General features: G+C 48.7%; 12 protein-coding genes. All 12 read right to left on the reverse strand.

Annotated features, from left to right (window positions below):
- Positions 1–125 precede the first annotated feature (125 nt).
- Positions 126–1,340: a MalY/PatB family protein gene (locus tag ACJMM9_RS17110; protein WP_405329720.1), complete on the reverse strand. Its 1,215-nt coding sequence runs from the start codon at positions 1,338–1,340 to the stop codon at positions 126–128.
- 102 nt (positions 1,341–1,442) lie between these two features.
- Entirely contained in the window at positions 1,443–2,246 is an 804-nt protein-coding gene (locus tag ACJMM9_RS17115; protein WP_405329723.1) for an ABC transporter ATP-binding protein, read from the reverse strand.
- Positions 2,240–3,190 carry an ABC transporter permease gene (locus ACJMM9_RS17120; protein ID WP_405329726.1) on the reverse strand — a complete coding sequence of 317 codons (951 nt, stop codon included), beginning with the start codon at positions 3,188–3,190 and terminating at the stop codon, positions 2,240–2,242. The genes ACJMM9_RS17115 and ACJMM9_RS17120 overlap by 7 nt, the downstream gene beginning before the upstream one ends.
- 88 nt (positions 3,191–3,278) lie before the next feature.
- Positions 3,279–4,265: a PLP-dependent cysteine synthase family protein gene (locus ACJMM9_RS17125; RefSeq protein ID WP_405329729.1), complete on the reverse strand. Its 987-nt coding sequence runs from the start codon at positions 4,263–4,265 to the stop codon at positions 3,279–3,281.
- A gap of 69 nt (positions 4,266–4,334) precedes the next feature.
- A complete protein-coding gene (locus tag ACJMM9_RS17130; protein ID WP_405329732.1) occupies positions 4,335–5,423 on the reverse strand; it encodes an ABC transporter substrate-binding protein in 1,089 nt (362 codons plus the stop codon).
- Between the two features lie 19 nt (positions 5,424–5,442).
- Positions 5,443–6,198, reverse strand: coding sequence for a hypothetical protein (locus ACJMM9_RS17135; RefSeq protein WP_405329735.1), 756 nt, complete (start codon positions 6,196–6,198; stop codon positions 5,443–5,445).
- Positions 6,199–6,617: 419 nt separating this feature from the next.
- Positions 6,618–7,715 (reverse strand): ABC transporter substrate-binding protein, encoded by a 1,098-nt coding sequence (locus ACJMM9_RS17140; RefSeq protein ID WP_405329738.1) that lies wholly within the window; start codon positions 7,713–7,715, stop codon positions 6,618–6,620.
- 356 nt (positions 7,716–8,071) lie between these two features.
- Positions 8,072–8,362 carry a hypothetical protein gene (locus tag ACJMM9_RS17145; RefSeq protein ID WP_405329741.1) on the reverse strand — a complete coding sequence of 97 codons (291 nt, stop codon included), beginning with the start codon at positions 8,360–8,362 and terminating at the stop codon, positions 8,072–8,074.
- Complete coding sequence (locus ACJMM9_RS17150) at positions 8,359–9,051, reverse strand: PLP-dependent cysteine synthase family protein (RefSeq protein WP_405329744.1); 693 nt, start codon at positions 9,049–9,051, stop codon at positions 8,359–8,361. The genes ACJMM9_RS17145 and ACJMM9_RS17150 overlap by 4 nt, the downstream gene beginning before the upstream one ends.
- 227 nt (positions 9,052–9,278) lie before the next feature.
- Positions 9,279–10,748 carry a nitrogenase component 1 gene (locus ACJMM9_RS17155; RefSeq protein ID WP_405329747.1) on the reverse strand — a complete coding sequence of 490 codons (1,470 nt, stop codon included), beginning with the start codon at positions 10,746–10,748 and terminating at the stop codon, positions 9,279–9,281.
- Between the two features lie 10 nt (positions 10,749–10,758).
- The gene (locus tag ACJMM9_RS17160; protein WP_405329749.1) at positions 10,759–12,066 is read right to left on the reverse strand and encodes a nitrogenase component 1; all 1,308 of its coding nucleotides are present in this window, start codon (positions 12,064–12,066) and stop codon (positions 10,759–10,761) included.
- Positions 12,059–12,920 (reverse strand): radical SAM protein (locus tag ACJMM9_RS17165; protein ID WP_405329752.1); only part of this gene is annotated, 862 nt, incomplete at its 5' end. The genes ACJMM9_RS17165 and ACJMM9_RS17160, both read right to left, overlap by 8 nt.

Here is a 12,920-nt window from a genome sequence, read left to right on the forward strand (position 1 = left end):
TCCATTGGGAGTGCCTGCGGTAAATATAAAAAATTTAATAGTCTAATCCTATACGTATGGTAGGAATATCAAAAAAAGAAGAACCCCCAGGTGGATTCTAAGCATCCCGGGGGCTCTCGTTGCTTCTATTTGATAGAATCAAGCGCAACTTTTAATCTGTTGAGAGCCTCCGCCAGCGTACTTCGCGGACATGCAAGGTTCAAACGCTGGAATCCTGCGCCGGTTTTTCCAAATTTTGTGCCGCTGTTGAGCCAGAGTTTTGCCTTGCGGAGGACAAGACTATCGACCTGTTCGCTCGTGAGTCCGGCGCCGTTAAAATCTAACCAGGCGAGGTATGTCGCTTCCATTGGTACGAGCTTAACTCCTTCAAGGTTATTACGTACAAAGTTTTCGGTATAGTCGATATTGCCTTTAATGTACTTCAAAAGTGCATCGAGCCAAACATCGCCTTTGGAGTAGGCCGCTTCGGCAGCGACGATTCCCTGAATGCTGACTTGGCTGTAGCCTGTTGCATTGATTTGGTAGCGGAGGGCGCGTCGAATTACGGGATTTTTCACGAAAGTATGGGAAATCTGGACGCCGGCCAAGTTGAACGTTTTTGTCGGGGCGGTGACAGTGATGGAATTGTTTGCAATTTCTTCGCTGAGGGAACCGAATACGGTGTGTGTTCCTTCAAAGACAAAGTCACTGTGGATCTCGTCGCTTACGACAAGGACGTGGTGCTTTAGGCAAATCTCGCCGATGCGCAAAAGCTCTTCGCGAGTCCAGACGCGGCAAACGGGATTGTGCGGGCTGCAAAGCAAAAAAAGCTTGATGTTGTTTTCGATAATCTTCTTTTCAAAATCTTCAAAGTCAATATGGTAGCGACCGTCTTCGCCGTAAACAAGATTGTTGCTGACGACTTTTCGTTCGTTAAATTCAATGACATCGACGAAGTGCATGTAGACCGGCTGCTGGATGAGCACTGCATCACCGACATTCGTGAACGCTTTTACAGCCATGCCGATTGTAAACATCACGCCGGGCGTTTTTCTGACCCAGCGCGGGCTTTCAATTTCGTAATTGTGACGGCGGCGATAAAAATCCTGGAGAATGTGGAAGTAATCTTCTTGCGTTTCGCTATAGCCAAAAATTCCATGTTCTGCGGTACGGATCAAAGCGTCCTGAACGAATGAACTTGTCTTGAAATCCATGTCCGCAATCCAAAGCGGAAGAATGCCGCTTGCGTCGTCGCCGGGTTTCACAAGTCCGCGTTCTACAAAGAAGTCGTACTTGATGCTTTTCGTATGGCGACGATCAATAACGGTGTCAAAATCTAAATTTCTTTCTTCCGAATACATACGAGGTCAAATATAGAAGTACGTTATAGTTTTGTCCAATACATTATTTCTAGTATGTTTTATAGGATATTTCTATAACTGTAGGCTTTTCGTCAGCTTTTTTTACAAGTAATATTCTGGTTCTGGAATCTTTCCTGCAAAGTTCAAGATTTCAAGAATCTTTTTGCGGTACAAAATGAACGTGTCTTGCGTGCGGATTCTTGGGAACGGCAAATCAATATGGATGACTTGCTCGATTTTGGATGGGCGCGCTTTCATCACAACAACGTAATTGCTGAGGTAAAGCGCTTCATCGACATCGTGCGTGACCATCACCATCGTGGTCTTGTATTTTTCCCAAAGTCTGTGAATTTCGTCTTGCATGGCCATGCGCGTAAATGCGTCCAATGCGCCGAGCGGTTCGTCCAAAAGCAGAATGTTCGGGTGCCCGACAAGTGCTCTTGCGAGACTTGCGCGTTGATTCATGCCGCCCGAAAGCTCGTGCGGATACGATTTTTCAAAACCCTTGAGGCCTACGGTTTCGATGAATTCGTCGACGTCTTGCTTGTGCTCTTTGTAGATGTGGCGAGCCTTCAGGCCGAGCGCAATGTTGTCACGGATGTTGAGCCACGGGAAAAGTGTCGCCTGCTGGAAGGCAAAACCTCGATCGGCTCCGGGCTTTGTGACTTTTTGGCCATCGACAAAAACGCCGCCAGAAGTCGGTGTGGCAAGTCCTGCGATTTGTCGCAAGAGCGTTGTCTTACCGCAGCCAGAAGGGCCGATCAAGCTTACAAAACTTCCAGGAGGAATATCAAGATTGACGCCATTTAAAGCGGTAACGGTTTCGCCCTCGTTGCTGATAAACGTCTTGACGAGATTTTCAATACGGATTGCGCCTTTCAATTTTTCTTTATTTTCTGTTACCATTTTAACGTACCCTTTTGCCAGTTCAAGACTTTATCGCGGAACTTGAAGAGAAGTGTGAGAATGAGCATGCAGTAGACGGCGATGACAATGATGCCTGCGTAAACGCCACTGTAGACGAGCATTGCCTTTTGCCAGGAAATGTACCAGCCAATTCCGTATTTTGCACCGAACATTTCGGCGGTCATGAGAGCCAAAAATGCGTTGATGATGCCGTAGAAAACGCCGAGGAAAATTGAGGGCATGGCGGCAGGAATGCCAACGCGGAACACCTGGAAAGCGCCGCTTGCGCCGAGCGTGCGCGAAACTTCAAAATACGCTTTCGGGACACTCTGGATTGCAGAACTTGTCATCAATGCGACCGAGAACCATACGGAAAGTGCGACAATGAAAACGCTTGCGCCAAAGGGCGTCGGGAAAATCGTGAGTGAAATCGGGATCCAGATTGTTGCGGGAATCGGGCCGATGAGCTTGATGTAGGGATTCACCCAGTAATTGAATTTTTTGCTGAATCCGAGAAAGACGCCGGTGATAAATCCGATGACGGAGCCGTACACAAAGCCTAAAACCAATAGCTTTGTCGAGTGCCAAATGCATTTCAGGATGATGTCGTAGCCTTCGAAGAACATTGCCAAAATGTTGTCGTATTTTGGGAAGAACAAAACAGGCAAAAGAGCGTACTTGCCGATAGCGATATCGATAACGGCGACAACAACGCCGACGCCACCCCAAAATGGGCCGGAGTGTTCAAGTTTTGCCCTGAAATTTTTCAAGAAGAAGGAAACTGCGCCGATGATAAATGTTGCGGTCAAGAAAAAATACAGAAAGTAGCTGTAATAAGTGTCTTCTGCTTCGGGGTGTTCAATGTCGTCTTCAATCAGCACATGAACAAGAAACGCGATAACGGTGCCTAGAAATGGCAAGAATCTCTTTAAAATGTCAATCATTTCGTCTCCTTTGTTTACCAATCGCTTGGAATAAAAAAATGGCCCCCTCCCATGTGAGGTTTCGGGAAGGAGCCAAACGCAGTGAGTCTTACTTCTTCAATGCGTAAACCTTGGTGGAGAGGTATTTGAAGCCGTTGTCTGCAGTAATGACGACAACGTTCTTTCCTTCGTTTTCCGGGCGGGCTGCAACGATGGATGCTGCGTAGATGCCTGCTGCGCCAGAGGTTCCGAGGAACACACCTTCGTGTTCGGCAAGTTCGTGGGCAACGCCGGTGGCCTGGAGCGTAGAGACTTCGATGTATTCGTCATAGATCGTAGAGTCTTTCAGCAGAGGAGGCGGTTCCGGGACGTTTGCGAACGGGGCGACACCATCGATCACGCCGTGTTCTTCGGCTTCCGGGGTGAAGAAGCGGGAATCCGGAGTGGCCTGCACACCGACAATCTTCACGTTCGGATTGTGTTCGCGGAAGTACTTGGAAAGGCCATTGAGCGTGCCGCCCGTACCTGCCATGGAAACGATGAAGTCTACCTTGCCATCCGTATCGGCAACGATTTCCGGGCCGGTGGTGTAGTAATGGGCGAGCGGGTTGTTCTCGTTTTCAATCTGGTTGATGAAGAAGGCGTTGTGTTCTTCGGCATACTTGCGGACGTCGGAGAGCAAGACGGCAACGGAGAAAGAACCTTCCTGCAAGAGCTTGCTTACGTTCGGGAGAGAATCGTAACCGAGGAGTGTTGCGCCGTAGGTCTTGATGACCTGTACGCGTTCTTCGGAACCACCCGGTTCAAAGAAGACCGTGAGCTTGTAACCCTTGGCGGCGGCAATTGCGGCAAGGCCGATGCCTGTGTTGCCGCTTGTGATTTCTACGATTTCTCCACCCGGCTTGAGTTTGCCTTCGCGTTCGGCTTCTTCAATCATTCTGAGAGCGGCACGGTCCTTCACAGAACCGGACGGGTTGAAGTATTCAAGCTTGGCAAGAATGTGGGCTTTGGCGTTGTGGTTTTTCTCGAAGTTGTGGAGTTCGAGGAGAGGAGTATGACCGACAAGTTCGGTTATAGAATGGTGAATATTGGACATCGTTACCTCTTTTTTATTTTTAAATGTTTTTTTAATGTCACCCCGGACTTGTTCCGGGGTCGCCATTGTTTATTTGGATGCTAGAGACTTGGGCTCTTCGAAGGTCTCTGTAAATTTGTCTGTTTTTGCATCGTAGATGTAACCGTCAGGAATCTTGATTCCCTTGGCTTCAAAGTCTGCGAAGTGCTTGTTAATGAATTTTTCAATGTTCAGCTTTGCCTTGAGAACGCCTGTCTGCTGGAGTTCTGTAGCGACAATCTTGAACGTGCGGCGAGCGGCCTTGCGGGACGGAATGTGACCGTAGCTTTCAAGCAACTTGGCGTTGAATTCCTGATTGCCGGCGACAACATCCTTGGAAAGCTGGAGTCTTGCTGCTTCTTGCGGGTTTGCTGCAACGAATGCGGAACCGCGGGCGACAGCGCGCGTGTATGCGGCGGCACCTTCAGGATTTTCTTTCCAGAGCTTGAGGCTCACGAATGCGACACAGCAGTATTCCGGGGCGAACTTCGGGTCGGTAGAAGTGTCGAGCAACTTCTTGAAGCCGTACTGTTCTTCTGCGGTGGCTGCGGTCGGGTCGTGTAATGCAATCACGTCAACTGCGCCTTTTTCGAGGGCAATCGGCAAGTCGCTTGCGCCATAGACGATGAATTCTACATCAGCTTCTGGGCCGTCGGCAACAATGCCCAAGTCACGGAGTTTACGCCTAAAAGACATCACGGAACTGTCGGACAAACCGATGACGCCCACCTTGGTCTTTCTGCCTTTCAGAGCATTGAGGTTCTGGATGGCGGAATTTTTTGTCACGTAGAATTTTGTACAGCCGGTATGGACGCCAATCACGAATGTAATCGGAAGTCCGTTCTGGATCGGCTGCAATTCCGTGGCCAAGAGGTCGTTCCCTGCATCGACTTTGTTTGCGACGATGAGTTCGTTGATGGAATTCTTTTCGGCGTTCACCGGGACCATCTCGTACTTCTGACCAATCTTCTTGAATTCTTCGTCAAGGTAACCCTTGAGCCATGCGACGTGAACCGGGGCACTGCACAACACACCAGTGTAGTGGGCGATTCGGACGGGCTTGAATTCTGCGAAAACGCTAGTCACGCCGAAGATGAGTGTAGAGACGAATGCTGTTTTGATGATGCTTTTGAAATTCATTGTCTGGTCCTTTTGAGATTTAGAAGGCAAATGTGGTTTGGAAGATATAGCCGGAGTAGTAGGCTCCATGGGCTGCATATTCAATGTCTGTGAACAGGGTCAGTGTCACGTGCGGGTTGACGGCATAGGAAGTGCCTGCCCAGAAAGAAATGTTTGAAGAACCTGTTCCAGATTTCTTTTTATCGGCGTCTCTGCCGTCTGTCAACTGGCTTGTGAATACCCAACCCGTGAACGGCGTGAATCCAGACTTGAATGCGTAATAGAATTCAAATCCATAGTCTGCGGTGATTCCACCATGCTGGCCGCCATCGTGCTTAAATGGGAAAGTCAACGCGAATTCGTTGCCGATGCCAAACTGGTCGGTGATGGGCAAGTGCCATTGTACACCAGTCTTGAGGCTGAATTCGTTGTTTGTGACATCATCTGTACCTGTAGGGATGTTTGCATCGATGAATGCGTAGAAGTTCGGGTCAAAGGCATACTTGAGGCCGACTGTAATGTCCTTGAAGCCGTTATTGCCGCTAGCGCCGTCATGGTCGTTGGCGAAGAACTGGTAGCCCAGATTCTGGAGGCTGATTTCCAGGCCTTTTACGACAGTGAAGCGGGCGTCTACATCGAAATCCGTAGAATGGAAATCTCCGTTGTACCAGTAATGGGCACGTACGCGGGCTTCGCCGTGGTGTTCTTCGGGGATGTTGTAGTAATCCCATGCGGCAAAGGAACTAGCTGTAGCAAGGGCGATTACAGATGCGATTTTTTTAACGTTAAAATTCATTGGTTAAACTCCTTAGATTCTTGATGTATTGTTATGCCACCAACATTGTGCGGGGCATCTCCTTACAAACGTCTTGTGTTGATTTTAAGAGGCATGCGTACTGAAGATGACCTCCGTTTTTATCAACTGAATTTGAATCGTTTCTGCGGTCTTATCCTTTTGAATTTGAGGGTGGATCGTTGTTTTTGATCCGCTTTTTTATCGTTTCCTTGCGACGAGCTTAAAATTAAAAACCGTATTTGCATTCTCAAAGACTTTGTGCAAGCGGAAAAGTGAAATACTTAAAAAAAGTTTGTCCTTAATTTTCTATGAATATTGGGGGTAATAGGTAAATATTATAGGAGCGTCTTTTGTTGGTGTGATATGAAAAACGCCCGCAGCGTAGTGCTGCGAGCGCAGTGGTGTTGTTTGGAGGCTCTTTAAATGTTCTGGTTTCTGGCGAGCGATTTTGGCTCTTCGTAAGTTTCTTTGAACGTATCGGTTTTTAGGTCGTAGGCGTAGCCGTCCGGGACTTTGATGCCTTTGGATTCGAAGTCTGCAAAGTGTGCCTTGATGAACTTGTCGATGTCTAGCTTTTTCTTGAGGACGCCCGTCTGCTGAAGTTCCGTGGCGACTCGCTTGAATGTGCGAAGTGTAGCCTTGCGGGAGGGAATGTGGCTGTACGTGTCAAGAAGTTTGGTGTTGAAATCGAGGCTCCCGGTAACGATATCCTTTGAAAGCTGGAGACGTGCGGCTTCACGCGGGTTTACCGAGATGAATGCGGATGCGCGGGCGATAGCGCGAGTGAATGCGGCGGCACCTTCGGGGTTGTTTTTCCAAAGCTTGAGGCTTACGAATGCAACGCAGCAGTATTCCACAGCGAATTTCGGATCTTGAGCGGTGTCAAGCAACTTGGTGAATCCGTATTCTTCTTCGGCCAACGCTGCAGTCGGATCGTGCAAAGCGATGATGTCAACGGCGCCCTTGTTGAGTGCGAGTGGCAAATCCGAAGCACCGTAGACGATAAATTCAACTTCTGCTTCGGGGCCTTCTGCAATGACGCCCAAGTCGCGGAGCTTGCGCTTGAATGACATGATGGAACTGTCGGAAAGGCCAATCACGCCCACCTTGGTTTTGCGCCCTTTTAAGTCCGTGAGCTTTTGGATGGTTGATTTCTTGGTGACGTAGAATTTTGTACAACCTGTGTGCACACCCGTCACAAATGTAATGGGGAGACCATTCTGGATTGGCTGCAGTTCAGTAGCCAAAAGTTCATTGCCTGCATCGGCCTTATCGGCAACGATGAGGTCATTGACAGAACCCGAGCCTTCGGCAATCGGGATCATTTCGTATTTTTGTCCGATTTTCTTGAATTCTTCGTCAAAGTAGCCTTTGAGCCAAGCGGTGTGAACGGGAGCGCTGCACAAAACTCCTGTGTAATGTGCAATTCGGACGGGCTTGCTTGCTGCGAAAACGCTTGTGATGCCGAAGAAAAGCGAAATTGCAAATGCTGTTTTGATAGAGCCTTTTAAATTCATTATTGTAACTCCTTAGTTTTACATCGTTTTATTGATGTAGGTTTGTTTTTATTCAATCCGCTTGTTTGTCGTTTCCCTGCGATAGTTCAAAATTAAGAACCATATTTTAAAACTCAATGCTTTTTTAAACGAAAAAAGTGAAAAGAATCAAAAAAGTTTGTTCTTTATTTTCTTTAAGTATTGGATGTAATGTAAAGATTTTATACGTATATATTTTGTTAATACGTAGCGGGTGTAATGTATTGCGTCATCCTGAGGAATGAAATGATGAAGGATCCAGTAATTTCTTGTTGAAAAAAGACCTTCCCGCAGGGAGCTGGGGAAGGCTGGATATTGGAGTCTAATGGTAAAACTTTTTATTTCTTCAAGGCATAAACCTTTGTAGACAAATACTTGAAACCGTTGTCAGCCGTGATGACGACGATGTTCTTGCCTTCGTTTTCGGGACGGGCCGCAACAATGGATGCTGCGTAAATGCCTGCTGCGCCTGATGTGCCGAGGAACAGTCCTTCGTGTTCGGCGAGTTCATGCGCAACGCCTGTCGCCTGCAACGTTGAAACTTCGATATATTCGTCGTAAATGGAGGAATCCGTCAAAAAAGATGGTGGTGTTGGAACATTTGCAAACGGGGCGACTCCATCGATCACGCCATGTTCTTTGGAAAGCGGCGTAAAGAATCGGGAGTGGCCTGCACACCTACAATTTTTACGTTCGGATTTTTCTCTCTGAAGTATTTCGAAAGTCCGTTCAACGTGCCGCCAGTGCCTGCCATTGAAACGACAAAATCAACTTTGCCATCCGTATCTTCCCAAATTTCAGGGCCGGTTGTGTTGTAGTGGGCGAGCGGGTTGTATTCGTTTTCGCACTGGTTGATGAAAAATGCGTCGTGTTCTTCGGTGTACTTTTTGATGGCGCCAATCACGATATCGTCAGAAATCGTACCGTCTTCAAGTGCTTTTTTCAATTCGGGAATGTCTTCGTAATCGAAAAGCTGTGCGCCGTATGTCTTGATGACCTGAACGCGCTCTTTAGAACCGCCCGATTCAAAGAAAATCGTGACTTTGTAGCCTTTTGCGGCGGCGATAGCGGCAAGTGCGATGCCTGTGTTGCCACTCGTGAGGTCTACAATTTCTCCACCCGGTTTCAATTTGCCTGTACGTTCGGCTTCTTCGATCATGCTGAGCGCCGCGCGGTCCTTGACGGAACCTGTTGCGTTAAAATATTCGAGCTTGGCGAGAATATGCGCCTTGGCATTGTGATTCTTTTCAAAATTATGAAGCTCAAGAAGCGGCGTGTGCCCAATAAGTTCTGTAATGGAATGATGAATATTCGACATTGAAACCTCGTGACTATTACCGATTAAAAAGTAAAAATCGCTCTCGTTAAATCAAAGTTTTTTTGTCTGTGAAAATGCAAAACATAAAGAAATAGTTTGTTGTAATTCACTCGTAGTATTGAGTGCTATAGAATGTTCCTATAAAATAAAAAACTCCCGCGAGATTTCTCTCGCGGGAGCGTCCACGCCTAAGGAAACGAGGTTGCGGACTTTAATTTTCTAACACGTTATCTTGTGCCTTCCGGCTTCAAGAATTTATCGGTTTCCTGTTCATACCACCACTTGGTATAAGGCAACTTGATTCGGGCGGCGAGGCTCTTTTCGAAGCTGCGATTCTTGATGGTGTCCAGGATGCTCTTTGCGAATCGGAGCGTTCCCTCATAACCGAAAATCATGTATTCGTCAGCGACGAAGAGTGCGGCGTAACCCTGCTTGATCGCCCACACGGTTGTACCCGGGTGACGGCTAAAGTAAATGTCCGGCTTGAAGTGGTTCAAGATGCTAAGCACTTCGTAGTTCTGCTGGTCAGCCACGGAGAGCTTGAGGCCCTTCGGGGATGTCTTGAGCAAATGTTCGAGTGCAGGCGGCACCTGGCCATTATCGTACTTGTAGTCGTAATGCCAAGCGAGACCGTAAACCACTTCCATTCCGAGTTCCTGCAAAACGCGGGTGACTTCGTAGGTGTAGCCCGGACCCATGCCAATCACGGCGCGGAGTCCCTTGAGTTCCCTCTTGACTTCTTCGATTTGCGGCAAGTAAATGGCGCGCTGCTTTTCGATGTAGCGTTCCACTTCGGCTTCCTTGCCAATCGTCTTGCCGATGGCGCGGAACCAAGTTTCAAAACCGCTGATGCCGTTCGGGTTGATGGTACGCACGTACGGAACACCGTAAGTTTCTTCGAGGGCGTTGCCGAGGTAAGTGCCAAGCGTACCGCAAATGCAAACCATTGCCTGGGCTTCGCTCAAGTGCGAAAGTTCTTCGACCGTGGAGTTGCAATAAACGAATTGCGGTTCTGCACCGATTTCCTTGAAGAGTTCCGTAATCTGCGGGCGGGCGCTTTCAAAGAAGTTCTTGAAGATAATCTTGTTGTTCTTCTTCTCAGGCGGTTTTACGATGCCCTGCAAAACGGCGTGGTCAGCAATGTCGAAACCACTTGCCCAAATGCGGCTCTTGAAACCTTCGCAATGGATCGGGATAATGGGAATATCGTATTCGTCGGCGAGTTCATCGGCGAGACCGTCAACGTCTTCACCAATCACGCCCGACACGCAAGAAGACGAAAGGAAAATCGCTTCCGGGTGGAACTTTTCGTACGTGTACTGCGTGGCCTTGCGGAGTGCTTCGATAGCGCCAAAGACTGTATCGTTTTCATTCAAGTCCGTGCACACGTAAACGGAATTTGTCTTTTCGTTGATGCGTTCGGCAAGCTGGCGGAACTTGACATCTTGACCTTGAGCAAGAGCTACGCAGCCGGCAGGAGCGTGATAGACGACAGCTACATTGCGAATACTGATGAGCTGGTCCAATGCGCAGCCCGAAAGGCATGAACTGGATTGGCTAAAGCAGCGTTCACGATTCTTGACGGAACCGCACTGGGAGCGGTGTGCGAGCGTTTCCAAGTCACCAGAAAATCCAGTGATGGATCCAAGACGGTTTTCACGAACACCGACGTTTGCATTTTTAAAATTAAATGGCATTAGATCCTCCTTAAATTTTCAGCATGGAAAGTGCTGCAGAGTAAATGTCTTCGAGCAAGTGGAGGCCACCGCTGTAGCCTGCGACGTGAGCGTTGATGACGATTTTTTCGATCATCGGATAGCTGATGTTCACGAAGTGGCCCTTGAGTTCGTGGGCGAGTTTCTTTTCCCAGTTTGAACCGATGATGAGCGGGGAGCCGCCAAAGTCCATCTTGCGGATTTGATTTTGAAGGTCGAAACCATCCGTGGTGAATTCGACATTTGTCTTGATGTCGTAATTGAGCGTATTTGTTTCTTTGGTGACATCTTCGCGGAATGCTTCCGGAGTGTCGTCCGTGACGAACAATTTTTGCGGGAAAAGCCCCATGTCGTTTACGAGGAACTTTGTCACGGCGATGACGTACTGCGCTTCGCTCACGACCGTGAAGCGCTTGCTCACGATGCGGCTTTCGAGAATCGTGTCGGCGTAGCGTTCCAAGTAATAGAAAAAGTTGGCTTCGTTTTCCTTGATCACAGATTCGGTAAGTTCCTTGTCTGCGCCCGTGAAATCAGCAACTGCGCGGAGGAACTTTGTCGTTTCGGCAGCGCCAATCGGCAAAATCGGGTAGTGCAACAGCGGAATGTTGAATTCCTTTTCAAGATACTTTGCGCTTTCGAGACCCGCCCACGGCGAAACGAGAATCGTGTATTCTGCGGAAGGAATCTTCTGCAAGTTTTCAATCCCGCGACCAAAACCGAAAATCGTGTTCGTCTTGAGACCGATGGATTGCAAAAGACGTTCAAGTTCACGCAAGTTGCCAAGCCAATACGGGTCCTGCTGCGGCACTCCAGCGAACAAGTTTACAAGTCCTTTCTCTTTCGGAGCGCCCTTGTAATTGCGAACGTACTGTTCGAAAATGCCCTTCAAAATCCAGTCATGGCCGATGTAGTTGTTGCCCTTGAAACCCGGAGTTTTTGTCCAAATGACCGGCTTTTCTTCATCTTGAAAATCTTCGGCTACAGCCTGGATGTCGTCACCGATGATTTCACCCGTGCAACCCGAAAGTACCACGAAAAGGTCGGCATCAATCACGCGGAGCGCATTCTTGATGGTGGAACGCAATTTGTCTGAACCGCCGAACACCACTTCTTTTTCGCTGATGCTTGTGCAGGGATAAATGTTGGCGCTGAAGCGGCCGCTAGTTCCGTTGTTGTCGTTCAATTTAGAAGCGCAGCCTGGGCCGGAGTGCAGTATAGGAATTGCGCCCGGAATGGATTGCACCGTCTGCATAGCAGCTAATGCACATTTATAACGTGCTTGATCTAATATTTTAGCCATGAGAGAATGTCTCCTTTACACGGATGCGATCCATGTAGATTTGCGCACCGATATCGTAAACGCCTGGGACGCCGACGGCGTCGGCACGGCAATGCGCGCAGTGTTTGAATACGTTGATGAATACGCCGGCCTGTTCCTGTGCAATCGCAAGTCCCTTCGGAGTCGGGGCCGGAATGTCCTTGAATCCGTTCTGCGGAATCAGAGGGATAATGTTGTATATAATTGCTCCAGCTTCGCGGACGGTGGCGGCCAAGTCTTCGATGTGCTGGTCGTTGATTCCCGGGCAGAGTACTGTGTTCACCTTGATGAGTGTGCCGCTTTTGGCGACCTTGCGGATGCCCTCGAGCTGGTTGTGGATCAGGATTTCAGCAGCCTCGACGCCCGTATAGGTCTTGCCGTGGTAGAAAATCCTTGCGTTGATCATTGCCTCGATTTCTGGGTCAACGGCGTTCACGGTAACCGTGAGCGTGTCGATGCCCACGTCGATGACTTCGTCTGCCTTGTCGTTCAGCAAAAGACCATTCGTGCTCATGCAACGAATCAGCTGCGGAAATTCTTTTTTCACCAAGCGGAATGTGTCCAGCGCAAATGGCGTGGCGAGCGTATCGCCAGGACCCGCAATACCCACCGTAGTAAGATCTGGAACGTATTGCAACGCCTTGCGGATGTATCCGCAAGCCTCTTCGGGCTTGATGACTTTACTTGTATTGCCGGGAACCTGTGCATCTTCGTTAATGCGACGGTCGCAAAAACGGCATTCAATGTTACAGCCCGGGGCGACGGGCAAATGGATGCGCCCTTTTCTGTTCTTGCACGCCCCGAAGCAGGGGTGCTCTCTAAAAACGTTTTCTTGA

Origin of the sequence: Fibrobacter sp. (assembly GCF_045112255.1) — a bacterium.
Classification (GTDB): domain Bacteria; phylum Fibrobacterota; class Fibrobacteria; order Fibrobacterales; family Fibrobacteraceae; genus Fibrobacter.